Source organism: Phenylobacterium montanum (genome assembly GCF_018135625.1).
GTDB lineage: Bacteria > Pseudomonadota > Alphaproteobacteria > Caulobacterales > Caulobacteraceae > Poindextera > Poindextera montana.
This window is the reverse complement of sequence record NZ_CP073078.1, coordinates 1751162-1774324: the sequence shown is the minus strand read 5'-3', so window position 1 is coordinate 1774324 and position 23163 is coordinate 1751162. Positions and strand designations below refer to the sequence as shown.

24 protein-coding genes are annotated in these 23163 nt (G+C 67.1%); 12 read left to right on the top strand and 12 right to left on the bottom strand.

Annotated elements, in window-relative coordinates:
- Nucleotides 1-6: 6 nt before the first annotated feature.
- From KCG34_RS07845 to KCG34_RS07835, 3 genes are read right to left on the bottom strand one after another with little or no spacing between them, the layout of a single operon-like run.
- A complete protein-coding gene (locus tag KCG34_RS07845) occupies nt 7-1155 on the bottom strand; it encodes an ABC transporter permease (RefSeq protein WP_211939824.1) in 1149 nt (382 codons plus the stop codon).
- Nucleotides 1152-2930 (bottom strand): ATP-binding cassette domain-containing protein, encoded by a 1779-nt coding sequence (locus KCG34_RS07840; protein ID WP_211939823.1) that lies wholly within the window; start codon nt 2928-2930, stop codon nt 1152-1154. Before KCG34_RS07840 ends, KCG34_RS07845 begins: the two co-directional genes overlap by 4 nt.
- Nucleotides 2927-3937 (bottom strand): HlyD family secretion protein, encoded by a 1011-nt coding sequence (locus KCG34_RS07835; protein WP_211939822.1) that lies wholly within the window; start codon nt 3935-3937, stop codon nt 2927-2929. The genes KCG34_RS07840 and KCG34_RS07835 overlap by 4 nt, the downstream gene beginning before the upstream one ends.
- 103 nt (nt 3938-4040) lie before the next feature.
- Between KCG34_RS07835 and KCG34_RS07830 the strand changes: the two genes are divergently transcribed.
- Nucleotides 4041-4742 carry a TetR/AcrR family transcriptional regulator gene (locus KCG34_RS07830; protein WP_211939821.1) on the top strand — a complete coding sequence of 234 codons (702 nt, stop codon included), beginning with the start codon at nt 4041-4043 and terminating at the stop codon, nt 4740-4742.
- Between the two features lie 182 nt (nt 4743-4924).
- Entirely contained in the window at nt 4925-5173 is a 249-nt protein-coding gene (locus KCG34_RS07825) for a hypothetical protein (protein ID WP_211939820.1), read from the top strand.
- Between the two features lie 288 nt (nt 5174-5461).
- Here the strand turns inward: KCG34_RS07825 and KCG34_RS07820 are convergent, their stop codons facing one another.
- Complete coding sequence (locus KCG34_RS07820; RefSeq protein WP_211939819.1) at nt 5462-5797, bottom strand: hypothetical protein; 336 nt, start codon at nt 5795-5797, stop codon at nt 5462-5464.
- Between KCG34_RS07820 and KCG34_RS07815 the strand changes: the two genes are divergently transcribed.
- A complete protein-coding gene (locus KCG34_RS07815; protein WP_211939818.1) occupies nt 5796-6254 on the top strand; it encodes a hypothetical protein in 459 nt (152 codons plus the stop codon). The two genes, KCG34_RS07820 and KCG34_RS07815, sit on opposite strands and share 2 nt — an antisense overlap.
- 119 nt (nt 6255-6373) lie before the next feature.
- Here KCG34_RS07815 and KCG34_RS07810 read toward each other — a convergent pair whose 3' ends face one another.
- From KCG34_RS07810 to KCG34_RS07800, 3 genes are all read right to left on the bottom strand, one after another.
- Nucleotides 6374-7237 (bottom strand): transglutaminase family protein, encoded by an 864-nt coding sequence (locus KCG34_RS07810; protein WP_211939817.1) that lies wholly within the window; start codon nt 7235-7237, stop codon nt 6374-6376.
- Nucleotides 7238-7248: 11 nt separating this feature from the next.
- Nucleotides 7249-8508 (bottom strand): patatin-like phospholipase family protein, encoded by a 1260-nt coding sequence (locus KCG34_RS07805; protein ID WP_211939816.1) that lies wholly within the window; start codon nt 8506-8508, stop codon nt 7249-7251.
- 499 nt (nt 8509-9007) lie between these two features.
- Nucleotides 9008-10255, bottom strand: coding sequence for a cytochrome P450 (locus KCG34_RS07800; protein WP_211939815.1), 1248 nt, complete (start codon nt 10253-10255; stop codon nt 9008-9010).
- Nucleotides 10256-10427: 172 nt separating this feature from the next.
- Between KCG34_RS07800 and KCG34_RS07795 the strand changes: the two genes are divergently transcribed.
- Complete coding sequence (locus tag KCG34_RS07795; protein ID WP_211939814.1) at nt 10428-11135, top strand: glutathione S-transferase N-terminal domain-containing protein; 708 nt, start codon at nt 10428-10430, stop codon at nt 11133-11135.
- 3 nt (nt 11136-11138) lie between these two features.
- Here KCG34_RS07795 and KCG34_RS07790 read toward each other — a convergent pair whose 3' ends face one another.
- Entirely contained in the window at nt 11139-12002 is an 864-nt protein-coding gene (locus KCG34_RS07790) for an endonuclease/exonuclease/phosphatase family protein (RefSeq protein ID WP_367576022.1), read from the bottom strand.
- A gap of 53 nt (nt 12003-12055) precedes the next feature.
- Here KCG34_RS07790 and KCG34_RS07785 point away from each other — a divergent pair, with 53 nt between their 5' ends.
- Together KCG34_RS07785 and KCG34_RS07780 are read left to right on the top strand one after the other, a co-directional pair.
- On the top strand, nt 12056-13255 hold the full coding sequence (locus tag KCG34_RS07785) for an acyl-CoA dehydrogenase family protein (protein WP_211939813.1): 1200 nt from the start codon (nt 12056-12058) through the stop codon (nt 13253-13255).
- A 78-nt stretch (nt 13256-13333) separates the two neighbouring features.
- The gene (locus KCG34_RS07780; RefSeq protein ID WP_211939812.1) at nt 13334-14479 is read left to right on the top strand and encodes an acyl-CoA dehydrogenase family protein; all 1146 of its coding nucleotides are present in this window, start codon (nt 13334-13336) and stop codon (nt 14477-14479) included.
- A 72-nt stretch (nt 14480-14551) separates the two neighbouring features.
- Here KCG34_RS07780 and KCG34_RS07775 read toward each other — a convergent pair whose 3' ends face one another.
- From KCG34_RS07775 to KCG34_RS07760, 4 genes are read right to left on the bottom strand one after another with little or no spacing between them, the layout of a single operon-like run.
- Nucleotides 14552-15832, bottom strand: coding sequence for an alanine racemase (locus KCG34_RS07775; RefSeq protein ID WP_211939811.1), 1281 nt, complete (start codon nt 15830-15832; stop codon nt 14552-14554).
- Entirely contained in the window at nt 15819-17228 is a 1410-nt protein-coding gene (locus KCG34_RS07770; RefSeq protein WP_211939810.1) for an FAD-linked oxidoreductase, L-gulonolactone oxidase family, read from the bottom strand. Before KCG34_RS07770 ends, KCG34_RS07775 begins: the two co-directional genes overlap by 14 nt.
- Before the next feature lie 10 nt (nt 17229-17238).
- Nucleotides 17239-17610, bottom strand: coding sequence for a c-type cytochrome (locus tag KCG34_RS07765; protein WP_211939809.1), 372 nt, complete (start codon nt 17608-17610; stop codon nt 17239-17241).
- The gene (locus KCG34_RS07760) at nt 17607-18281 is read right to left on the bottom strand and encodes a TetR/AcrR family transcriptional regulator (RefSeq protein ID WP_211939808.1); all 675 of its coding nucleotides are present in this window, start codon (nt 18279-18281) and stop codon (nt 17607-17609) included. The genes KCG34_RS07765 and KCG34_RS07760 overlap by 4 nt, the downstream gene beginning before the upstream one ends.
- A 325-nt stretch (nt 18282-18606) precedes the next feature.
- Here KCG34_RS07760 and KCG34_RS26000 point away from each other — a divergent pair, with 325 nt between their 5' ends.
- The 6 genes from KCG34_RS26000 (at nt 18607) to KCG34_RS07735 (ending at nt 23163) form a co-directional block, all read left to right on the top strand.
- Complete coding sequence (locus tag KCG34_RS26000; protein ID WP_256440754.1) at nt 18607-18741, top strand: hypothetical protein; 135 nt, start codon at nt 18607-18609, stop codon at nt 18739-18741.
- Nucleotides 18742-18864: 123 nt separating this feature from the next.
- The gene (locus KCG34_RS07755; protein ID WP_211939807.1) at nt 18865-19662 is read left to right on the top strand and encodes a crotonase/enoyl-CoA hydratase family protein; all 798 of its coding nucleotides are present in this window, start codon (nt 18865-18867) and stop codon (nt 19660-19662) included.
- Nucleotides 19662-20252: a DUF3052 domain-containing protein gene (locus KCG34_RS07750; protein WP_211939806.1), complete on the top strand. Its 591-nt coding sequence runs from the start codon at nt 19662-19664 to the stop codon at nt 20250-20252. The genes KCG34_RS07755 and KCG34_RS07750 overlap by 1 nt, the downstream gene beginning before the upstream one ends.
- A 72-nt stretch (nt 20253-20324) precedes the next feature.
- The gene (locus KCG34_RS07745) at nt 20325-20615 is read left to right on the top strand and encodes a putative quinol monooxygenase (protein ID WP_211939805.1); all 291 of its coding nucleotides are present in this window, start codon (nt 20325-20327) and stop codon (nt 20613-20615) included.
- Between the two features lie 5 nt (nt 20616-20620).
- Nucleotides 20621-21844: an acyl-CoA dehydrogenase family protein gene (locus KCG34_RS07740; protein ID WP_211939804.1), complete on the top strand. Its 1224-nt coding sequence runs from the start codon at nt 20621-20623 to the stop codon at nt 21842-21844.
- 218 nt (nt 21845-22062) lie between these two features.
- A complete protein-coding gene (locus KCG34_RS07735) occupies nt 22063-23163 on the top strand; it encodes an NADH:flavin oxidoreductase (RefSeq protein WP_211939803.1) in 1101 nt (366 codons plus the stop codon).

Here is a 23163-nt window from a genome sequence, read left to right as displayed (position 1 = left end):
GACCGCTCAGCCCAGCTGCTTGCGCGTGGCGCGGCGGGTCAGGCCCAGCATGACGGCTGCGACGACCGCCAGGACGGCGGCGTTCGGCAGCACCACGCTCCACACGTCGCCCGCCAGGAACAGGGTCTGCAGCAGGCTGACATAGTAGCGCGCCGGCACGCCATAGCTGATCAGCCGCACCGCGGTCGGCACGCTGTGCAGGTCGTAGATGAAGCCGGACAGCATCAAGGCCGGCATGAAGGTGGCGACCAGGGTGACCTGGCTCGACAGGAACTGGCTCTTGAAGGTCGAGGAGATCAAAAGGCCGGTCGCCACCGAGACCAGCAGGTAGAGCATCGAGGCGCCGATCAAGGTCAACAGCGAGCCGCGAAACGGTACGTCGAACAGATACCGCGCCGACAGCATGCACAGGGCCAGGCCGCCCATGCCCAGCAGGAAATAGGGGATGGTCTTGCCGATCAGGATCTCGTCCGTGCGCACCGGGCTGACGAACAGGGCTTCGAAAGTACCTCGCTCCCATTCGCGGGCGACCACCATCGAGGTCATGAAGGCGCCGATCAGGGTGATGATCAGCACGATGAGGCCGGGCACCAGGAAATAGCGGGTGTCGTTGGCGGCGTTGAACCACAGCTGGCTTTCGACCACCGCCCGACCGCCGCCGGGCCCGCCCGCTTCGCCTTCGGCCGCGCGCCGGGCGTTGGTCTGGGCGACGGCGGCGGCGGCGTAGGCCTCGATGATCCGGGCGCGGTTGCCGTCGACGCCGTGCACCAGGATCTGGACGCTGGCGTCGCCGTTGGCGGCTCGGCGGGTGAAGTCGGCCGGCACATCGACGATGCCATCGACCTTCTGGGCCAGCATCATCTCTCGGGCCTCTATCGTCGACCCGGCGCGATGGACATCGAAATAGGGGGAGAGCTGGAAGCTGGCGGCGATCTCGGCGGCTTCGGTCGAGCGGTCCTCAATCACCAGCGCGATCGGCACATGCTTGACGTCCAGCGACATGGCGTAGCCGAACAGCAGGATCAGCATCAACGGCAGCACCACGCCGATGGCGAAGCTGGACGGGTCGCGCACGACCTGCCGGCCTTCCTTGCGCACCAGCGCCCAGATCCGCCGCCCCTTGGCGGTCAGGCGAGCACCACCGGGGGCAGTCATGCGGCGTGCTCCCGCGGGGCTTCGGCGCGCGCCTTTTCAATGACGGCGATGAAGGCGTCGTCCATGGTCGGGTCAGGGGTGCCTGCGGATTTTCCGAGCGCCCGAATTTGGGCGGGCGGTCCCTGAACCAGCACCCGGCCCGAATCCAGGATGGCGATACGGTCGCAATATTCCGCCTCGGCCATGAAATGGGTGGTGACGATCACGGTCACGCCCTGGTCGGCCAGCATGCTGATCCGCCGCCAGAACTCGCGGCGGGCGACGGGATCGGCGCCGCTGGTGGCTTCGTCGAGAAACAGGATCTCCGGCTCATGCAGCAGGGCCGCGGCCATGGCCAGTCGCTGCTTGAACCCACCGGGAAGCTTGCCAGCGAGCATGTCGAGCATCGGGCGCAGGGCGAATTCTTCGATCGCCCAGTCGATCCGACGGCGCCGCTCGGCGCCGTGCAGGCCATAGGCGGCCGCGAAGAAGTCCAGGTTCTCGTCCACGGTCAGCTGGCCATAGAGCGAGAACTTCTGCGCCACATAACCGAGCTTGCGCCGTGCGCGGGCCCCGCTGCGGCGAAGGTCGGCCCCGGCGACATGCAGGCTGCCGGCGGTGGCGGTGAGCAGGCCGCACAGCATGCGAAAGGTGGTGGTCTTGCCGGCGCCGTTGGGGCCCAGGAGCCCGAAGATCTCGCCGCGCCGCACCTGGAAGTCGATGTGATTGACGGCCACGAAGTCGCCGAAGCGCCTGACCAGGTCCCTGACCTCGACCACCACCTCGTCCCTGGCTCCGGTCACCGTCCGCTCCAGCCGCAGAGACGCTGCCGGCGCAGCGTCGCCATCCGCCGCCGGCGCATCGGCGGACTGCTGCAGGATCATGAAGGCGTCTTCGAACCTTGCCCGGACCGCGGCGAGATCAAGCTCGGCGAGGGCTGGACCGCCGGGGTGGGCGCTACGCACGACCCGAACCCGCCCGCCGTCGGGAGATGCGTCGGTCACGCCTGGATCGCCGAGCAGGCGCGCCTGCAGCCGGCGCGGCGCTTCATCCCGGGGCGGAGCGGCGGCGAAGGTGTGGCCCTGAGCCATCGCTGTCACCTCGCTCGGACGGCCATGGGCGAGCACGGCGCCCCTGTGCATGACCACCACGTGGTCGCAGCGCTCGGCCTCGTCGAGATAGGAGGTGCTGACCAGCACCGGGACCTGCTCGTCGCGAACCAGGGCGGCGATGATTTCCCAGAGCTCGCGCCGCGACAGCGGGTCGACCCCCACGGTGGGCTCGTCCAGCAGCAGCAGCCGGGGCGAGCGGACCAGGGTGCAGGCCAGGCCCAGCTTCTGCTTCATGCCGCCGGAAAGCTTGCCCGCGAGCCGCCGGGTGAAGGGGCCCAGCGCGGTCATCTCCATCAGTCGCGGATATTTCTCCGCCCGTTCCGCAGCGGATACGCCGTGCAGATCGGCATAGAGGTCCAGGTTCTCCCTTACGCTAAGATCCTCATAGAGGCCGAAGCGCTGCGGCATGTAGCCGATCTGGTCCTGGATCGCCTGCGGGTTCTTGGCCACATCGAGCCCGAGCACGGTCAACTGGCCCTCTTCGACCGTGACCAGGCCGGCGATCATGCGGATCAGGGTGGTCTTGCCGGCGCCGTCGGGGCCCACCAGGGCCGAGACACCTGCGGCCGCGACTTCCAGCGACACGCCGGCGAGGGCTTGAACAGCCTCGGTCTTGTCCTGCTGGAAGCGCTTGCGCAGATCGCGGCCGACAACGACCGGCAAGCCCGGGGCGGGGGCGGTCATCGCGCCGTGTCCCCCGCGTGCAAAGGCAAATGGACGGTGGCGGGCATGCCGAGCCGGAGGTCGTCATGCGGATCCTTCACGAACACCCGGATTTCGTAGACCAGGCTCGTGCGCAGGTCGGGCGTCTGGACGGTCTTGGGCGTGAACTCGGCCACCGGCGAAATGAAGCCGACCCACCCTTTGAAAGCCTGCTTCGGGAAGGCGTCGACGGTGACCGTGGCGGCCATGCCCGGATGCACATGGCCAAGGTCGGTCTCGCTGACATAGGCGCGGACCCATTTGGGGTCGGTGATCGCCAGGGAGAAGACGGGCTTCTGCGGTGAGGCCATCTCGCCCGGCTCGGCCAGGCGAGAGCGGACTACAGCGTCCAGCGGCGCTGCCAGCTGAGCGTCGGCCAGTTGCTTGCGCAGCAGCGCGGCCTGGGCCTTGCTCGCCGCCAACTGGGCCTGGGCCTGGGCGATATCCTCGCGGCGCGGGCCGATCACCTGGAGGCGAAGCGCCTGGCGGCTGGCCTCGGCGCGAGCGGCGGCGGCGTCGGCGGCGGCCTTGGCGTCGTCCAGGTCCTGGCGGCTGAGCGCCCGCCCATTCGAGTTCTGAGCCAGGTCCCGCATGCGCTCGTAGCGCGCCTTGGCGCTGACGGCTTCGGCTTCGGCCTGGACGAGGTTGGCGCGCGCCTGCGCGATCTCCTCAGGGCGGCTGCCGTGGCGCAGCCGATCGACGACCTGTTGCTGGGTCGCGACCTGGGCCTGGGCCTGGGCGGCCTGCGGCGCCAGGCGGCCCGTATCGAGCCGAGCCAGGATCTGGCCGCGATGGACATGGTCGCCTTCGCTGACAAGAACCTCGTCGATGCGTTCGGCGCCGTTGAAAGCCAGTTCGACCTGCCTCAGGTCGAGGTTGCCATAGAGGGTGATTTCGCTGGCCGGCTTGTGATCGAGGTTTCGCCACCAGAAGAAGCCGCCCATTAGCAGGAGCGCCGACACGGCGATGACCACCGGAGTTCGTTTCATGCGTCACCTCGAGCGCGACGATAGTCTACCCCGGCCGCGTGTTGTCAAATTCAAATTTTAAATTGAATTTTGAACGATGATCAAAGCTGTCGTATGATGAGTCATGAGGACGCCTATCAAACGGAGCGCGCACAGGGCGGATCCCGGGCCGGCGACCGATCGGCCGAGCGCACGCACGCGGCTGCTCGACGCCGCAGGAGAGGTTTTCGCCGACAAGGGATTCGACGGCGCGCGGGGGGCTGACATCTGCGCGCAGGCCGGGATGAACCCGGCGGCGATCAACTATTATTTCGGCGGCATGGACGGCCTTTATGAGGCGGTGCTGATCGAAGCGCGCGACCGGTTGCCCAGGATCGGCGATCTGGCGGCGATCGCGGCGGCGGACACTGATCCGCGGTCCAAGCTGCGGGCGATCATGCAGCTGGCGATCACCGCCTTGTCGGGCCCGGCCTCGCGCAGCTGGGTTCTGCGGCTGATAGGGCGTGAAGCCCTTTCGCTGTCGCCGACTTTTGAGCGCTTGCTCGTCGAGGCCGAGGGTCTGCCCAAGCTGGCCATCCTGCGATCGATCATAGGCCAGATCATGGAGCTCCCGCCCGACCATCCCGCCGTGGCGCGCAGCTGCCTCAGCGTGATCACGCCATGTCAGGTAATGCTCATCGCCCCTCGAGACCTGATGGCGCATCTGCTGCCGGCCTCGGACCCGCAAGGCCGCGGCGACCAGGACCTGATCGAGCACCTGGTCGACTTCGCGCTGGGCGGGCTCTTCGCCGTAGCCGCCGCCGAAAAAGCCAAGCGGCGATCCTAGGCCGTGTCCGTTCGGTCGTGGGATCGCGATGAGCGGCCGCTGCAGGTGGCCAACTGAAATATTGGGGGCGCTCGACAGCGGACATCTCGGGCGACGGGAGCCGGGAAGCGGCCGGGTCCGATTCAGGCGCGAGCGGTTGGCTGGGATGGCTATCTGGCGCCGGATGTGGTCTTTGCCACACCATGCCGAGCGAGACCGTTCATATCCTTCAGGCCTATGTCGCCGGCCGCGGCCAGAGCCTGAAGGCGGAGCCCCAGGTGGGCTGCAAGACGGCGGAGGAAGCGCGGCGAAAGGCGGAGCGGCTGGCGCCGCTTCGGCTCGGCGTGGTCGCCTTTTCCGTGACCGCAGACGTGGAAATGGGCGACTATGACGAGCACCCGCTGATCCTGTTCAAATCTGGCCGACTGCCGCCCCCATGGGATGAGGACTGAGAGACGGCAGCGATTTGAGCCGGCGTGCGAGGCGGCCCGTTTGGCCCTATGGCCGCAAGATCGAGAGGCGGGCCCCCATCTGGGCGGCGAAACCCCGATCGATATCGCGTCGCAGCGAGGCTTCCAGCGAAACGCTCGAACGCTGATCCGGGGACTCGGAGAAGGCGGCCGAAAGGGCCTGGTGAACCAGAAGGAAGGCGGCGTTGGCGTCGGCCTGCCTGTCCCTGGCGTAGCGGCGTAATCCATCGGCCAGGTCAAGCAGTTCAACGTGTCGCTTGGTGCGGGTTGTCAGAGGGTTTCCAGACTTTGGCGGTGACGCTCAATCCGCCACAGCGGCGGCCATTCGGGCGGATCAATGATCCGGTCAAGAGCGTGCAATTGGATTGGTTTGGAAATATACATCGCCAGCATTAAAATTGACAGCGCTACTATTGAATAATTCCTCGATATTACTTCGAAGCGATAAACCGTATGATGCGTTGAGGCTTGAAATCGTGCGAGATAAATCGCGCGACAATTTGATGTTTTCTCGCTATGTTTACTTAATTGCGGCGCTTCGCCGCCTGAGGATGAAAGTCGGCGCGATATCTGCGCAGCTGCATCCGCATTGGAAAGTCGCGTCATGAGCGTCGCGCCCCCTGTGGCCCATCGGTCCAAAGCCGCACCATCGGCCGCGCCACAGACCCGCGGCGGCTGGGGCGTTCATGGCAAAGCTCACGATCGGACGCGCTTGCGCCTCCTGGGCGCGCTGCGCGGGGGCGGCGAACTGGTCTGGCCCGCCGGTGCGGTCCAGGTGACCTATGAACTCGACCTGTTCGGCCGTGGGCCGCTGCGCGTGGCGAATGGCAATCTCGAAGGAGACTTTTCTTCGCTGATCCCCAACGATCCGGATGAGTTCGCCAGGCCGATGGGCCTGCGCCTGCGCCTGGATGACGGCGGCGAGTTGGAGGTCACGCTGATCGCGCTGGACGCTGACGGCTGTGAATTCGACGCCCAGGGCGCGGCGGTCGGCGCTTACATGGCGGCGCGCCTCGACGATGGCGCCCCGATCTCGGATCAGCAGTCGGCCCGATGGATTTGAGCTAGTTCAAATAAATATTGATCGCCACCATCGTTCTCGACGGCGATCGTTGAATTCGCTTTGGCGAGGCCTCTGAAACGGGGCTTCGCCGAAAGACTTGCTGGCGACGGGCCGGCGGCTCAGCCGGCGACCTGCACCTCGACGGCCAATTCCTGAAAGGCGTCGGACGCCCCGATGAAGCCGCCTGCGATGGGCATCGCCTGGCGCAGATCGCGGGCCACGGCGACCGGGATCAGGTTGCAGCCGCCGAGGCTGCGGTTGGTCGGGTCGATCGTGATCCAACCGGCGCCCGGGACGAACACCTCCGCCCAGGCATGGGTCGAACCAGCGCCCCGGGTTCCCTGAAGCTGGCGTCCCGGGTCATAGAGATAGCCGCACACGATCCTGGCGCCGAAACCCAGGCTGCGCGCCGCCTCGACGAACAACACCGCGAAATCCCGGCAGGAACCCCAGCCGCCGTCCAGGGTCTGGGTCGGCGCCTGGACGCCCTCATCCTCCCGGCTCTGGTAGTTCGCGCTGGCCGAGACGTTGGCGCTCAAATCTTTCAGCACGGCAAGAGTATCCGTTCGCGGGCTGCGAACGATGGCGCGCGCCCAGTTCGCGAGGCGCGCGCCGGGGTCCGTGTATTGCTGGACCGTCAAGGCGCCCAGGTCGGTCCATTGATCATCGGCATATTGAAACGGATAGGAAACGGCCTGGGCGGCGATGTCGAACACAGGCCAAGCCTCGGCGCTGAGTTCTAGCTCCACGACGCTCTCGATCACCAGCGCGTCGGCCATGGGCCCGAATGTCGCCGTCGCCACCGCATTGCCGAACACGTCCTGCGCCCAAGTCACCGACGCCTCGGGCGAGGTCGACAACTCAAAGGAAATCAGGCGGAGATCGCGGCTCTCCCGTGGGCGCAGCATCAACCGGTGCGGCCCAAAGCTGACAGCCTGATTGTAGCGGTAACGGGTGCGGTGACGGATCGCGAGTGCGGTCACTCAAACCCTCCTCAAGCGCCGTACCGATGACCTGGTCGGACGGGCCCCGCCGCCGGGCCGGGGGCGACGCCCGAGCGGTCGTGCCGGGGCGTGATGAAATCGTAGACGTGAACGGCGTTCGCAGCCGTCGGCAAGGTCAGAACCTCGGGATGGGCGAGCGTGATCTCCGCATCCCGCCGGCCGGCGGACCAGTGGTCCTCCATGGTCCGGCGCGAGAACTCGTAGTCCTTCGACTGGCCCTCATAGGTGGGCGAGCGGTAGACCAGCTGGACGATGTTGTAGACGGCGGGGTCGGAAGCCTTGGCCAGAAGACGCGCTTCAGGCGTTGCGGCGAGTTCGGGCGGCATCTGGGCCAGCAGCCGGTTGAAGGTGGCGCGCAGGGCCTGCAGCCTGCGGAAATCGTCGGTGGCGGCCCGGGTGCGGCTGGAGAACTGCACCTCCTTCATCCGCACCGCCACGCTGGCCAGGTCGCGGGGGAGCTCGCCCATGGCGCTCCAGAGATCGACCTGGAAGACCAGCGTGTCGAGGTTGGATCGCGCCGACAGCACCCAGTCGAGGGGTGTGTTCGAGACCATGCCTCCGTCCCAGTAGAATTCACCATCGATTTCCACCGGCGGGAAGGCGGGCGGCAGGGCGCCGCTGGCCATGACGTGTTCGGGGCCGATCGTGTCGGTCTCATTGTCGAAATAGGCGAAGTTTCCGGTTCGGACATTCACCGCCCCGATGCTGAACCGCATCTCCCTGGTGTTGATGCGGTCGAAATCGACCAGACTTTCGAGCGTCGAGCGCAGCGCGGCGGTGTCGTACCAACTGGTGGCTCCAGCCGCGCCGGGCGGGACCAGGTAGGGCGGCGGCAGGCGCGGCGTGAAGAAGCCGGGGACGCCCCGGATCATGACCTCGCCGGCGGCCAGCTGGTTGACCCAGCCGCGCAAGGCCTCCCCCCGAACCAGGCCCTCCAAGGCCGCAGACCAGCCGCCGTCTCCGGCGTCGCTGACCAGATCCCAGAACGCGCGAAGCTTTTCGATGCGGGTTTCGCGGGGGTTGCCGGCGATTATGGCGCTGTTGATGGCGCCGATGGAAATGCCGGCGATCCAGGTCGGCTCGACGCCGGCCTCCAGCAGCGCCTCGTAGACCCCCGCCTGATAGGCGCCCAGCGCGCCGCCGCCCTGGAGCAGAAGGGCGATGCTCTGGAACGGCGAGGCGCAGGGCTTCGCCTTCTCCGCCGGCGCGGCGCCCCGGGGCCGCGGAATTGTGCTGTCGGGCCTATTCATGTTCGGGCGCCGTTCTCGCGCATGTCGTCGTAGAACGGCCTTTGCTCAGGCGTGAGATCGGCCGGCGCAATCAATGGCAGGCGCATTTGGGGTCCTGACCCTGGAGGAGGAGCGGCGTCAGACCAACGTGTCGGGCGACGGATTGTTGCGACGCGATATCGCGGTTGCGTAAGCTCTGCCCGCCCAACGATCAGGGCCGGCCGGACAACCTCGCCCGCGAGACCTGATGCGGTGAGCCCGGCCTCAAGCGATCCAGGCAATCCGCCGAATTCAAGCGTCATGACTGCAAGGCGACGGCGCTGGCTCCACAACGATCCAACGATGAGGCCAACAGCCCCGCTAAGGCCTTCTTTCCGGCTTGCCGCGCCCGGGCCAAAATTCGCTTGCGCCTTTGCGTTTGGGCGAGGCTCTGCTTGGCTTTGGTGGCTTCTTTTGGCGAGCAGGGGCCTCGGTAGTCCCCCAGCGCCCCCTCGAGGATCGCCGCGGAGCCAACCCAAGCCTACTCCCGCGCCGGAATCCGCACCGGCATGCTGCGATAGGCCCTGAGGAAGTTGGATTTCAGCCGCACCGGCTCGTCCGCCACCTCGATTACCGGAAAGCGCTTCAGTATCTCTTCCCAGACGATGCGCAGCTGCATCTCGGCCAGGCGCATGCCGACACAGCGGTGGATGCCGAAGCCGAACGACAGGTGCTGGCGGGGCCGCTCGCGGTCGATGATGAACGCGTCGGGCCGCTCGATCACGGTGTCGTCCCGGTTGCCGGACACGTACCACATGACCACCTTGTCGCCCTGGCGGATGGTCTGGCCATGGAAGTCGAAGTCGCGTTTCGCCGTGCGCCGCATGTGGGCGACCGGGGTCTGCCAGCGGATGATCTCCGGCACCATCGAGCTGATCAGCCCTGGGTTGGCGCGCAGCCTGGCGAACTGGTCCGGGTTCTGGCTCAGGGCCAAAAGGCCGCCGGTGATGGAGTTGCGCGTGGTGTCGTTGCCGCCGACGATCAGGAGCAGGATGTTGCCCAGGAACTCCATCAGCGGCATGTCCTTGGTCGATTCGCCGTGGGCCAGCATGGAGATCAGGTCGGTCGACGGCGGCTTGTTGGCCCGCTCGTTCCACAGGTTCTGGAAGTAGAAGGCGCAGCCCATCAGCTCGGCCTTGGCCTCCTCCTCGGTCATCACGTCGCTCATGTCGACCGTGGTCAGGTCTGACCAGTAGGTCAGCTTGCGCCGCTCCTCGAAAGGAAAGTCGAACAGGGTGGCCAGCATCTGAGTGGTCAGCTCGATCGAGACCCTGTCCACCCAGTCGAAAGTTTCGCCGATCGGCAACTCGTCCAGGATCAGGCCGGCGCGCTGGCGGATGATCGGTTCCAGGTGGGCCAGGTTCTCGGTCCCCACGATCGGCGCGATCACCTTGCGCTGGGCGTCATGCTTGGGCGGGTCCATGGCGATGAACATCGGCAGCACGAAGTCGTCGCGCTGTTCTTCGATGGTGATGCTGCCCTCCGAGGAGAACACCCCGTGATTGGTCTCGATCTCGACGATGTCGTGATAGCGGGTGATCGACCAGTAGGGGCCGTACTCGCTTGTCCGGCAGTAGTGCACCGGCGCTTCCTGGCGCAGGCGCTCGAAGAACGGCCACATCACGTTGTGCTGGAACCGCTCGCCCAGGCTGACGTCCAGCTGGTCCAGCGGGGTGGAATAGGCTTCCTCGCGCGCGGCGCTGAGGAGATTTATGGCGCCATCGGCCATGGCCGGCCTCCCATCGGTCTTGTTTGAGCACGATGGAACACCCGTCCTCGCCGCGGGACAAGTGAACGACACGTAACGCTCGGGATGGGGCCTGCCCGCCGCGAGGCGCCTTTCCGCCGTGCTGCGAGCCCCCATCTAGGTTCAGCGACCTTGTTCCTGGCAGGAGTTCCCCGTGTCTGACCTTTCCGCTTTTCCCGTCACCCGCCGCTGGCCGGCCGCCCATCCAGACCGGATCCAGCTCTACGGCCTGCCGACGCCCAACGGGGTCAAGGTGTCGATCATGCTGGAGGAGTTGGGCCTGGCTTACGAGCCGCATCTGGTCGACATCATGACCGGGGAGAACAAGGAGCCTGAGTTCGTCTCGCTGAGCCCCTACGCCAAGATCCCCGCCATCATCGATCCGGACGGCCCCGGCGGGCGGCCGATCGGCCTGTTCGAGAGCGGGGCGATCCTGGTCTATCTGGCGGAGAAGACCGGACAGCTGATGCCGACCGACCCCGCCGGGCGCTACGAGACCCTGGAATGGGTGTTCTTCCAGATGGCCGCGGTCGGGCCGATGTTCGGTCAGGTCGGCTTTTTCCACAAGTTCGCCGGGCGCGAATACGAGGACAAGCGGCCCCTGCACCGCTACCGCGACGAGGCGATCCGCATCCTGGGCGTGCTGGACGCGCGGCTGGCGGACCGGCCCTGGCTGGTCGGCCAGGACTACACCATCGCCGATGTCGCCACCCTGGGCTGGGTGCGCAACCTGATCGGCTTCTACGAGGCGCGGGAGCTGGTGGGGTTCGACCGGTTCGAAAAGGTCGCCGCCTGGCTGGAGCGCGGCCTGGCGCGGCCGGCGGTGCAGCGGGGGCTGACCATCCCGAGCCGGGGCGGGTGAACCCTATTGCAGCTCGAACGCCATCACCAGGGGCAGGTGGTCGGAGGCCATGCGGGTCTGGACCGTGAACGGGGCGTCGAGCTGCAGCACCCGGATTCCATGGCTGACGAACACGTGGTCGATGCGCAGCAGGGGTAGATGGGACGGAAAGGTCGGCGTGCGCCGGCGATGATGCGTCAGGCGGCGGGCGTCGGTCAGGCGACGGCTCAGGGTGCGATGCACGATCGAGGCCGGGCCGGCATTGAAGTCGCCCAGAAGAATGACCGGGTCTCGCCGTTCCGGATGGCCCAGCCAGGCGTCGCCGGCCAGGGCCCGGGCTTGGCGCTGCTGCTCGCCGGGGGCGAGGCCCAGATGGGTGTTGATCACCTGCAGCGGCCGGCCGTCCACCGTCACCTCGACCCACAGCGCCCCGCGCGGCTCCAGCGGCACGCGGGGATCCAGCCCCGGCAGGGGGCCGGCCTTGACCAGCCGCTCAGGCAGCAGCGTCAGGATGGCGTCGCCGTACTGCTCCTCCTCGACCCGCAGGGCGGCGTTGAAGTGAAAGCTCATGCCCAGCCGCTGGGCGATCTCGTGCGCCTGGTCCAGGCCGCCGGTGCGGGGACGGCCGACGTCCAGCTCCTGCAGGGCGACGATGTCGGGCTCGCAGGCCGCGATCGCATCCGCCACCCGGCCGATGTCGAGCCGCCGGTCGGGGCCTACGCAGCGATGGACGTTGTAGGTCAGGATGCGGGGCATGGTTTGGTGATGGACCGTGGCGGGCTCCGGCGCAATGATCGAGCCGCCAGGGGTGTTCCGGGGGGCGGCATAGATGACGTTGACGCTAACGTCATCTATGCAAAGCCCGGAGCGATCCTTATCATCGGTCACGAATGCGGCTGGAGCGCCGGGGAAGGCGCGCCGAGGGAGTTTAGGAGACGTCCATGAACCTCGATTTTTCGCCTGAGGATCTCGCCTTCCGCGACGAGGCGCGCCGCTTCATCGCCGAGAACTATCCGGCCAATCTGCGCGACAAGCAGCTGAGCGAGGACGCGCTCTCCAAGGATGACTACCTGGCTTGGCACAAGATCCTGGCCAAGAAGGGCTGGGTTGCGCCGGGTTGGCCGAAGGAATGGGGTGGTCCTGGCTGGACCCCGACCCAAAAGTACATCTGGTCGGAAGAGCAGGCCCGCGCCGACACCATCCCGATCCTGCCGTTCGGTATCAACATGGTCTCGCCGGTGATATACACCTTCGGCACCCAGGCGCAGAAGGAACGGTTCCTCAAACCCACCTACAATGGCGACATCTGGTGGTGCCAGGGCTATTCTGAGCCGGGCTCGGGCTCTGACCTGGCGAGCCTGCGCACCCGCGCCGTGCGCGAGGGCGACTACTACATCGTCAATGGCCAGAAGACCTGGACCACGCTCGGCCAATTCGCTGACTGGGGCTTCTTCCTGGTCCGCACCGATCCCGACGCCAAGCCGCAGTCCGGCATCAGCTTCCTTTTGATCGACATGAAGACGCCCGGCATCACCGTGCGCCCGATCATCACCCTTGGCGGCGAGCACGAGGTCAACGACGTCTTCCTCGACAACGTCAAGGTGCCGGTGGAAAACCGCATCTTCGAGGAGAACCAGGGCTGGACCGCGGCCAAGTTCCTCTTGGCGCATGAGCGCAGCGGCATCGCCGGCGTCGCCCGCTCCAAGCGCGGCATCGAGCGGGTGCGCAAGATGGCCACCACCGAGCGCGCCGACGACAATGGCCCGCTGCTGGCCGACCCCTTCTTCAAGCGCAAGGTGGCCGAGCTCGAGATCGACCTGACTGCGCTGGAATACACCGAGCTGCGCACCCTGGCCGGCGAGGCCGCGGGCAAGGGGCCTGGGCCGGAATCTTCGCTGCTCAAGATCAAGGGCACCGAGATCCAGCAGCGGGTGCAGGAGCTGGCCCTGGAGGCCGCAGGCCACTACGGCGCGCCCTATTTCCGCGGCTTCCCCACTGATGGCGACAACGCCCATCCGATCGGCCCCGAATACGCCCACGACACCGCGCCGACCTATTTCAACGGCCGCAAGACCTCGATCTACGGCGGCTCGAACGAGATCCAGCGCAATATCATCGCCAAGATGGTGCTGGGGCTCTAGGCCGCGTTTCGAACGTATGTTTGAATGACATCGTTCCCGGCCAAAAAGCCCGGCCGGGGACCGCCAGGCGAGGAAAAAATGGATTTCAGCTTCACCGAAGAACAATCGATGCTGCGCGACACGGTCGCGAGCTTTCTGCAGGACAAGTACGACTTCGAGACCCGCCGGGCGATCGTGAAGTCGGAGGCCGGTTGGCGGCCCGACTACTGGAAGGCCTTCGCCGAGGAGCTGGGCATCCTGGGTGCGCCGTTCTCGGAAGAGCTGGGCGGCCTCGGCGGCGGCGCCACCGAGAACATGGTGGTGATGGAGGAGTTCGGCAAAGCCCTGGTGGTCGAGCCTTATCTCGGCACCGTGGTCATCGGCGGTGGCTTCCTGAAGCATTCGGGCTATGCCGGCGCGGCCGACCTCATCGGCGGCATCGTGGCCGGCGAGGCGACCTTCGCCTTCGCCTACGCCGAACCGCAAGGCCGTTATACCTGGAGCGACCTGAAGACCACGGCCAAGAAGGACGGTTCGGGCTGGGTGCTGGACGGCCACAAGGCGGTGGTCGTGGGCGCGCCCTGGGCCAGCCACCTGATCGTCACTGCCCGCACCGGCGGCGGCCAGCGCGACGAGGGCGGGGTCTCGGTGTTCGTGGTCGACAAGAACGCCAAGGGCGTGGTCACCCGCGACTATCCGACCGTCGACGGGGCGCGGGCCTCGGAAGTCTTCTTCGAGAACGTCTCGGTCGGCGCCGACGCCCTGATCGGGGCCGAAGGGGCAGGCCTGCCGCTGGTCCAGAAGGTGATCGACGAAGCCACCGCCGCGGTCTGCGCCGAGGCCGTCGGGACCCTGCGCAAGCTGCACGAAGGCACTCTGGAATACACCAAGCAGCGCAAGCAGTTCGGCCAGCCGATCGCCAACTTCCAGGTGCTGCAGCACCGCATGGTCGACATGTTCATCCAGGTCGAGCAGTCGGTGTCGATGACCTACATGGCCACGATCAAGCTGGGCGAGAGCGATGATGAGCGGGCCAAGGCCATCTCGGCGGCCAAGGTCCAGGTCGGCCGCGCCTGCAAGTTCGTCGGCCAGAACGCCATCCAGCTGCATGGCGGCATGGGCATGACCGACGAGATGGCCATCGGCCACTACTTCAAGCGCGCCACCATCATCGAAGGCCTGTTCGGCTCGGTGGACCACCACCTGCGCCGTTATGAGGGGCTGAGCTTCGGCGCGGCGGCGTAAGGCGCTGGCCTAGCAAATAATCCGCTCATCCCCGCCTTCGCAGGGATGAGCGGAACTACCTATTGTTCTGGGCTAGGCCGACACCGGAAACGTCGGCCACCGGCCATTGATCTTCCCGCCTTCGAACACCGCCAGATCCCCGAACTGCAGGAACAGGGCTTCGCTCTGGTTCGGGCGGAAGAAGACGTAGTCGTCGACCTTCAGCTTCACCTTGCTCGAGCCGGTCAGGAGCTCCTGGTTGCTCGATAGCCCGTAGAGCCCGTTGGTCTGCAACCCCGGCGGCGAGACCGGCTGGGCCAGCCAGTGGCCGCCCCAGATGAAGAAGGCCTGGTCGGTGTTGGGGTCGAAGAACCGCATCACCCCGCTCAGGCCCTCGATCGAGGGGATCTGCATGTGCGGCAGGGCCTTGATCACCGGGGTGGCGATGAAGGCGGCGGGGACGTGGCGGCTGAGGGTCTTCAGGTCGAAGTCCACCGGCTTGACGAAGGCCGAGCCGATCGAGACCTCGTTGGCCACCGTGCCCTGGGCGTGCAGGGCATAGGTCGGGCTGCCGGCGGTGTTCAACGTCAGCCGGCGCGGATCGCCGGGCAGGTGGGCCTTCAAGACCTCGATGGCCTTGGCGTAGACGCCTTGCGCCTTGGCGAAGGCGGCCTTGGGGTCCGGCGTCTTGGGCACGTGCGGGTCGTAGCCCATCAGGCCTGAGACCTGCAGCAAGGGCTCGGCCTTCGACGCCTCGACCGCTGCGGCCAGGGCTTCTGGGCTCGTGAAGCCGCCGCGATGCAGGCCGACGTCGAGCTCGAAATTGACCCGCATGGCCGTGGCCTTGGCCCGGGCGATGGCGGCGTATTCCGCCAGGCGCTCGGGGGTGTCGATCAGCCATTGCGGCTCGGCCGGGCCGTGGGCGACGCCGAACTCGTCGTAATAGGCCGCGGCCACGGCCGCGGGCATGGGCTTGCCGAACAAAAGGTCGCCATCCGGCCGTCGCCGGCGCATCTCGCCCAACATCTCGGCGTTGAAGACCATGAACCGGTTCGTGCCCAGGCCGGCGGCCACCTCGTCGATCAGGTCGATCGAGGGCAGCGACTTGACCACCACACGGACGGGCAGGTCTTTGCCGGCGAGGGTGTCGCGCACGGCGGCGATGTTCTGACGCAGTCGCGCCCGGTCGACGATCAGGGTCGGCTGGACCAGCTTCGCCTCCGTCAGCGCCCTTGAGAGCCCGGTGAAATAGGCGTCGTGCCCGCCGGCGCCGCGATCGGCCTTGCGGGCCAAGAGCACCCCGCCGCCGAGGGCGGCCAGGCCGAGCCCGGTCAGGGCCAGGCGGCGCGAAGGCTTTCCGTCAGGCTTGGCCAAGGAAGACGCTCCTCAAATAGGGGTTCAGGAACCGCCCGGTGGGGTCCAGTTCGGCGCGCACCGCGCAGGCGTCCTTCCAGCGGGGATAGAGCGTGGCGAAGTCGGCGTATTTCAGCGAATTGAGCTTACCCCAGTGCGGCCGGCCCTCATGTCGGCGGAAGATCGGCTCGATCAGGTCGAACAGGAACTGGTAGTCGTCCTTGTAATAGGCGTGGACGGCCACCGAGCCGCTCGGCCGGTTGTAGAAGGGCGAAAGCCAGGCGTCGTCCGGCTCGATGGTGCGGACCTCGATCGGGAAGAACACGTCGCTGCGGTGCTTTTCGATCGCCGCCACCACCTCCTTCAGCGCCGGGATCTGCGCCTCGCGCGGCAGGTGGAACTCCATCTCGTTGAAGCGCACCGGCCGGTCGTTGGAGAGCAGCTTCCAGCCCTCGTCGACCATCACCTCAGGCTTGATCCCGCCCATCAGGGACTGGGCCACAGCCTTCCTCAACGGGGGGACGAAGCCGAACAGGTCGCGCAGCTTCTTCAGGTCCATCAGGGTCTGGGTGTCGACGTCCGGCCCGCGCGGGACCACCGGCTGGTCGGTGACGTCGGCGGTGATCAGGGCGGCCTTGCCGGTAAAGGGAATGGCGTAGAACTCGGCGTTGCGATGCTGCAGGCGAACCTTGGGCCAGTCCTCGCAGATCTCGTCGAAATCGCGCAGCTCGACCCGCTTGACGATCCGCTTCAGGGGCTGGTTCTGCAGGGTGACTTCGGTCAGGACGCCGAAGGCGCCCAGGCCGACGCGGGCGGCGTTGTAGATGTCCGGATTGCTGGTCGGGCTGCAGTCGATCACCTCGCCCTTGGCGGTGGCCAGGCGGAACGACAGGGCCTCGCCGTGGACGGCCTTCAGGCCATGGCCGGTGCCGTGGGTGCCGGTGGACATGGCGCCGGCCAGGGACTGCTTGTTGATGTCCGGCAGGTTCGGCATCTCCTGGCCGATGGCGGCCAGGGCCGGGCCGAGGTCGCCGAGGCGCGTGCCGGCGCGAACCGTGGCTTGCAGCTTGTCCGCGTCGTGGCTGATGACCCCGCTCATCTGGTCGAGGGTCAGCAGCAGGCCCGAGGTCGGGACCAGGGCGGTGAAGGAGTGACCGGCGCCTACGGCGCGGATCGGCGCCGGGCCGGTCTTGATCAGTCCGGCGAGCTCGGCTTCGTTGGCGGGCGCGCCGCGCTGGGCAGGGTAGCAGTCGCGGATGCCCGACCAGTTGCGCCACAAGAGATGGCCTTGCGCGTCCTGCGCCGCCGGGGCTGTCGGTTCGCGGTCGCGCCAGACGCGATAGCCGACCGCCCCCGCCGCGGTGACCCCCACCGCCGCCGCCCCGGTCATCAGGGCGCGTCTCGAAACCTTGCTCATCTGATCCCCCTCAGCTGCCCTGCTGGTCGGCCATGAAGCGGACCAGGGCCTTGTAGTCGCCCTCGGTGCAGGCGAAGCATTGTCCACCCGCCGGCATGCCGGCCTTGCCGCCGATCACGCTCTGCATCAGCGAGGGCAGGCCGCGCGCCCAGCGCGAGTCCCAAGCTGTGTGGTCGAGCGCCAGGGGCGCGCCGCTGCCGGGCCGCCCATGGCAAGCCTTGCAGGAGGTGTCGTAGAGGCCGGCGAGCTTGGGATCGGCTGGCTGGGCGGCGACGGCGTTGGCGGCGATCTTGGCCGGGTCGTGCTCGATCGGCCGGCTGGGCGTCTTGGAACAGGCGGCCAGGGCGAGGCCGGCGCAGAGGAGGAGCGCGGCCCGGGTCATGCCGCGCCCTCGCGCAGCGCCATCTGCGGCGGCAGATAGTTGGACAGGTAGCTGATCATGGCGATCTGCGACTCCTCGAAGGCTTTATCCGAAATATTTCCATTTTCGTCCGACAGCAGCGCCCAGATGCGGTCGCTGATGGCCATGGCCACGCCGAGCGGGGTGACCAGGTCCGGGGCGTTGGGCATGTGGAAGCGGGCGTTCATCAGCTCAAGGAAACGCTCGGCCAGCTGTCGGATATGTTCGTCGTCCGCCCGGCGAAGGCTGGTGAAGGCGGCGGTGCGCAGGACCAGGCGGGCGTAGACGGGGTTGCGGTCGTGGAATTGGCGTGCGCAGGCCGACAGGGCGCGGGTCGTCGCCTGCCAAGAGCCGGCTTCCAGCGTTTCGAGCAACTGCTCGATATCCCTGTCCAATTCAGCGTTGTAACGCCGCACCAGCGCCACCAGAACGGCCTCGATGGAGGGGAAGAAGTGATAGAGGCTGGAGGCGGGGACACCGGCCGCCTGGGCCAGCAGCGGCAGGCTGAGGCTCTCGGTTGGCCGGCTGGCTGCGAGGACGTCGGCGGCGTCCAGAATGGCGTCGACCCGCGCCCGCGCCGCCGCTCGCTTGGGTGACTTGGGCTGGAGCCGGTCGGCGGCGGCCAGTGAAAGCGCGTCCTGGGGCATGTGCATTTGGGTTGGTGGTTTATTCGAATTTTTTCGAATTAAATCGAGACGCAGCCGTTCGTCAACCCGGGTGTTTCGCGCCGCTGCGCCAAAGGGAGCGCAGCATGGTCAATCCACGTGACGCGTCTCTGAGGCAAGTTCCGTAAATTCAGTGACATGGGTCAGTGGATTGCACGCAGAATTGATCCGGATACGGATCGGATTCTTGCCAGCCGCCGCAATCCTGTCATGATCCAATCCGACGCGCTGACGACTGAGAGGGCCTCAACTTCCCTGGGAGCCGCGGGGCGTCTCTTTCTGGCTTCGCCGCTGGTCAAGGAGACGCAGGACCATGAACCAACAGACCCTGAACTCGGCCATCATCCAATTCGCCTTCGCCGGCATGCTGGCGCCGCATCGGCGCGAGTATGATGTTCCCCGGCAGACGACGACCACCACGCCCTCGCAGACGCCGAAGAAGAAATAGCCGCCTCGATCCGAGGTTGACGTCACGGCCCCGCGGCTTCGGTCGCGGGGCTTTTCGTTAGGGCTTGTGGAAGTCGCCGGATTTTGCCTCTCTGCCCGCGAAATTGAAGCAGCGGAGCGGCCGATGTCCCTTCTCACCCTCGAAAAACGCGGCCACGTCGCCATCCTGACCCTGAATCGCCCGGAGAGCATGAACGCCCTCGGCGCGCCCGGTGACGGCGACCAGGTCCGCGCCGCCTGCGACGAGGTCAACGCCGATCCGGAAATCCGCTGCGTGGTGCTGACCGGCGCCGGCCGGGCCTTTTCCGCCGGCGGCGACGTCAAGGCGATGAAGGCGCGGGAAGGCGCCTTCGCAGGCACGGGCGTGGCCATCCGCGACGGCTATCGCAACAACATCCACCGGGTGGTGCGTTCGATCTACGGGCTCGAGGTCCCCTCGATCGCGGCGGTCAACGGCGCGGCCATCGGCCTCGGCTGCGACGTGGCCTGCATGACCGACATCCGCATCGCCGCCGAGGGCGCCAAGTTCGGCGTGACCTTCCTCAAGCTCGGCCTGATCCCCGGCGACGGCGGCGCCTGGCTCTTGCCGCGTACCGTGGGCATGAGCCGCGCGGCGGAGCTGCTGTTCACCGGCGACGTGATCGACGCCGCCACGGCCGAGAAATGGGGCCTGGTCAGCCGGGTGGTCGCGGCCGACAAGCTGATGGAGGAGGCGGTGGGGCTCGCCGAGCGGATCGCGCAGCAGCCGCCGCACGCCCTGCGCCTGGCCAAGTCACTGCTGAAGCAGGGCCAGACCGCCAGCTACGACACCTTGATGGAGATGTCCGCCGCGGCCCAGGCGATCGCGCACCTGACCGAGGACCACATGGAAGGGGTCGAGGCGATCCTTGAAAAGCGGGCGCCCAGTTTCAAGGGCGCCTGATGGGCAAGGAGTCCCAGGTTCGCGCGGTTCTGGCCGGCGGGTCCGACGAGGGCCGGCTGCAGTACGAGCCGCCGAAGCTGATCTTCCGCGGTCGCGAGCGGCTGGTCTTCACCGGCGAGGCCCTGGCGGGAGTGAAGGCCGAGGCCGCCGACCTGGTGCTTGCCGATGGCAGCCGCTTCACCTTGGGCGAGAAGGCCGCGGTTTCCTGGGCGGAGGCGATCGCCCGGCCCAAGGGGCGGTTGGATAAGCTGGGCGTGAAGCCGGGCCTGAAGGTCGGCCTCGACAACCTCGATGATCCAGGCTTCCTGGCCGAATTGGACGCCGCCGGGATCGCGGTCGCCAGCGAGCGAAGCGGCCTCGACCTCCTGTTCTATGGCGCCGACAGCGCCGAAGACCTGGCGCGCGCCCCGAGCCTGATCCCCGCCTTGGCCGACCGCGGCGCCCTGTGGGTGATTTCGCTCAAGGGCAAGCCGGCGCGGATCAAGGATCTCGACGTCTTCGCCGCCCTGCGGCCGCTCGGGCTGGCCGACACCAAGGTCTGCGCCTTCTCTGAGGCGCGCACGGCGCTGAGGTTTGTTCGCCGGCGCTGAACCGCCTCTTGCCCCACGTCTCGTTCGCGTTCTAACATCTGTTTGAAACCTACAGACAGGCGGGAGAAGGCCATGATCGGCGTCGTTGCGGTGCTCAAGGTGCAGCCGGAAAAGGCTGAGGAGTTCGAAGCCATCTTCACCGGCCTGGCGGCCCAGGTGCGGGCCAACGAGCCCGGCAACCTGATGTACCAGCTGACCAAGTCGCGCACCGAGGCCGGGACCTACAAGGTGCTGGAGCTCTACAAGGACGCCGACGCCCTCAAGGCCCACGGCGGCACCGACTACTTCAAGGCCGCCGGCGCCAAGATGGGTCCCTGCATGGCCGGCCGGCCCGAAATCGAATATCTCGACGCGGTGGGCTGATCGCCATGGACATCGCCTTCTCAGCTGAAGACCTCGCCTTCCGGGACGAGGTTCGCGCATTCATCGCCGAAGCCTTCGACGACAGCATGCGCGCGCATCTGGAGCAGTCGAAGAACGGCCACGTGGACCATGAGGGCCAGATCCGCTGGCTGAAGCGCCTGAACGACCGTGGCTGGATCGCGCCCGACTGGCCGGTGGAATACGGCGGCACGGGCTGGAACGACGCCCAGAAGTACATCTTCAACATGGAGATGGCCCTGGCCGGCGCCCCGGCGACCAGCAACATGGGCCTGCGCATGTGCGCGCCGGTGATCATGGCCTTCGGCTCGGACGAGCAGAAGAAGCAGCACCTGCCCAAGATCCTCTCGTCCGACGTCTGGTGGTGCCAGGGCTATTCCGAGCCGGGCTCGGGCTCAGACCTGGCCTCCCTGTCGATGAAGGCGGTGCGGGACGGCGACGACTATGTGCTGAACGGCTCCAAGATCTGGACCACCTACGCCCAGTACGCCGACTGGATGTTCTGCCTGGTGCGCACCAACCAAGAGGAGCGGCCCCAGCGCGGCATCTCGTTCCTCCTGCTGGACATGAAGACCCCCGGCATCACCATCCGGCCGCTGCCGACCCTGGATGGGCCCCCGGACGGCGAACAGGAGATCAACCAGGTCTTCTTCGAGGACGTGCGGGTGCCGGTCGCCAACCGCATCGGCGAGGAGGGCCAGGGCTGGACCTACGCCAAGTACCTGTTGCAGTTCGAGCGCGGCAACGCCTACGCCCCCGGCCTGACCAACATGCTGGACAAGGTAAAGAAGATCGCTGCGACGGAGCTTTCTGACGGCGGCGAGCCCTTGATCAAGGACATCGACTTTCGCCGCAAGCTGGCCGAGATGCAGATCAAGGTCGACGCCCTGAACGCCACCGAGCTGAAGGTGTTCGCGGGCCGCGCCGCCGGGGCGGCCATGGGTCCGGTCTCCTCGATGCTGAAGCTGGAGGGCTCCCAGGCCCAGCAGCAGATCACCGAGCTGGCCCTGGAGGCGGTCGGGATCTTCGCTGCGCCATTCGTCGAGGACACCTGGGCCCACCTGCGCGGCGACAGGAACGAGCCTCGCGCCGGCCCCGACTACGCCGCGCCCACGGCCCCCACCTATTTCAACTATCGCAAGACCTCGATCTATGCCGGCTCCAACGAGATCCAGCACAACATCATGGCCAAGATGATCCTGGGGATCTGACGGGGGATTGTGCGTGGTTCGAGACGCGCCCCTGACGGATCGCTCCTCACCATGACTAGGGTCGGTGGGCGCCAACAAGACTCGTCATGGTGAGGAGCCCGCGCAAGCGGGCGTCTCGAACCACGCACATCGCCTGCGCCACTCAGTAGTTTTTCTGGACTGACTTTCCGGGGGGCACCGGTTAGCTAGCCCGAACATCGCCATTCCCGGAGCCTTCCATGGCCGCTGACGCCCTGTTCCAGCCCTTCTCCTTCAAAGGCCTGACCCTGCCCAACCGTGTGGTCATGGCGCCCATGACCCGATCCTTCTCGCCGGGCGGCGTGGCGACCAAGGATGTCGCCGCCTATTACGGCCGGCGCGCGGCCAACCAGGTCGGGCTGATCGTCTCGGAAGGCACGGGCGTCGCGCGGCCGGCCTCGTTGAACGATCCCAACATCCCCCGCTTCCACGGCGAGGCCGAGCTGGCCGCCTGGAAAGGGGTGATCGACGCGGTGCACGCCGAGGGCGGGCTGATGGCGCCCCAGCTGTGGCACGTGGGCGCGGTACGCTCCCGCGACCCCAACTGGTCGCCGCCGGGTCCCTATGACAGCCCCTCGGGCCTCTCCAGCCCGGGCCACAAGTTCGGCGAAGGCATGACCGAGGAAGAGGTGGCCGACGCCATCTCGGCCTTCGCACGCGCCGCCGCCGACGCCAAGCGCCTGGGCTTCGACGCCGTCGAACTGCACGGCGCCCATGGCTACCTGATCGACCAGTTCTTCTGGGCCGGCACCAACGAGCGCGCCGACCTCTTCGGCGGCGAGCAGCTGACCCAGCGCGCCAATTTCGCGGCCGAGATCCTGAAGGCCGTGCGCGCGGCGGTCGGGCCGGACTATCCGGTGATCATCCGCCTGTCGCAGTGGAAGCAGCAGGACTTCACCGCCAAGCTGGCCCATACGCCCGACGAGATGTCGGCCTGGCTCGTCCCGCTGGCCGAGGCCGGCGCAGATATCTTCCACTGCTCGCAGCGCCGCTTCTGGGAGCCGGAGTTCGAGGGCTCGGACCTCAACTTCGCGGGCTGGGCCAAAAAGCTGACCGGCAAGCCGACCATCACCGTAGGCTCGGTGGGCCTGGACGGAGACTTCATCGCCGGTTTCGCCGGCCAGGGCGCGGGCGTGGCCTCGCTGGACGAGCTGACCCGCCGGCTGGAAAACGAGGAGTTCGACCTCGTGGCCGTCGGCCGAGCCCTGCTGCAGGACCCCGAATGGGTGGTGAAGGTGCGCGAGGCGCGCAACAGCGAACTTCAGCCCTTCGAGCGGACCGCCCTGGCGACGCTGTACTAG

Bases quoted from the DNA above. Each gene is read 5' to 3' on its own strand.
- KCG34_RS07835 (WP_211939822.1), bottom strand. From the start codon at position 3,937: ATGAAACGAACTCCGGTGGTCATCGCCGTGTCGGCGCTCCTGCTAATG.
- KCG34_RS07845 (WP_211939824.1), bottom strand. From the start codon at position 1,155: ATGACTGCCCCCGGTGGTGCTCGCCTGACCGCCAAGGGGCGGCGGATC.
- KCG34_RS07820 (WP_211939819.1), bottom strand. From the start codon at position 5,797: ATGACGCGACTTTCCAATGCGGATGCAGCTGCGCAGATATCGCGCCGA.
- KCG34_RS07815 (WP_211939818.1), top strand. From the start codon at position 5,796: ATGAGCGTCGCGCCCCCTGTGGCCCATCGGTCCAAAGCCGCACCATCG.
- KCG34_RS07825 (WP_211939820.1), top strand. From the start codon at position 4,925: ATGCCGAGCGAGACCGTTCATATCCTTCAGGCCTATGTCGCCGGCCGC.
- KCG34_RS26000 (WP_256440754.1), top strand. From the start codon at position 18,607: ATGAACCAACAGACCCTGAACTCGGCCATCATCCAATTCGCCTTCGCC.
- KCG34_RS07760 (WP_211939808.1), bottom strand. From the start codon at position 18,281: ATGCACATGCCCCAGGACGCGCTTTCACTGGCCGCCGCCGACCGGCTC.
- KCG34_RS07785 (WP_211939813.1), top strand. From the start codon at position 12,056: ATGAACCTCGATTTTTCGCCTGAGGATCTCGCCTTCCGCGACGAGGCG.
- KCG34_RS07830 (WP_211939821.1), top strand. From the start codon at position 4,041: ATGAGGACGCCTATCAAACGGAGCGCGCACAGGGCGGATCCCGGGCCG.
- KCG34_RS07750 (WP_211939806.1), top strand. From the start codon at position 19,662: ATGGGCAAGGAGTCCCAGGTTCGCGCGGTTCTGGCCGGCGGGTCCGAC.
- KCG34_RS07755 (WP_211939807.1), top strand. From the start codon at position 18,865: ATGTCCCTTCTCACCCTCGAAAAACGCGGCCACGTCGCCATCCTGACC.
- KCG34_RS07745 (WP_211939805.1), top strand. From the start codon at position 20,325: ATGATCGGCGTCGTTGCGGTGCTCAAGGTGCAGCCGGAAAAGGCTGAG.
- KCG34_RS07800 (WP_211939815.1), bottom strand. From the start codon at position 10,255: ATGGCCGATGGCGCCATAAATCTCCTCAGCGCCGCGCGCGAGGAAGCC.
- KCG34_RS07735 (WP_211939803.1), top strand. From the start codon at position 22,063: ATGGCCGCTGACGCCCTGTTCCAGCCCTTCTCCTTCAAAGGCCTGACC.
- KCG34_RS07805 (WP_211939816.1), bottom strand. From the start codon at position 8,508: ATGAATAGGCCCGACAGCACAATTCCGCGGCCCCGGGGCGCCGCGCCG.
- KCG34_RS07765 (WP_211939809.1), bottom strand. From the start codon at position 17,610: ATGACCCGGGCCGCGCTCCTCCTCTGCGCCGGCCTCGCCCTGGCCGCC.
- KCG34_RS07770 (WP_211939810.1), bottom strand. From the start codon at position 17,228: ATGAGCAAGGTTTCGAGACGCGCCCTGATGACCGGGGCGGCGGCGGTG.
- KCG34_RS07840 (WP_211939823.1), bottom strand. From the start codon at position 2,930: ATGACCGCCCCCGCCCCGGGCTTGCCGGTCGTTGTCGGCCGCGATCTG.
- KCG34_RS07780 (WP_211939812.1), top strand. From the start codon at position 13,334: ATGGATTTCAGCTTCACCGAAGAACAATCGATGCTGCGCGACACGGTC.
- KCG34_RS07740 (WP_211939804.1), top strand. From the start codon at position 20,621: ATGGACATCGCCTTCTCAGCTGAAGACCTCGCCTTCCGGGACGAGGTT.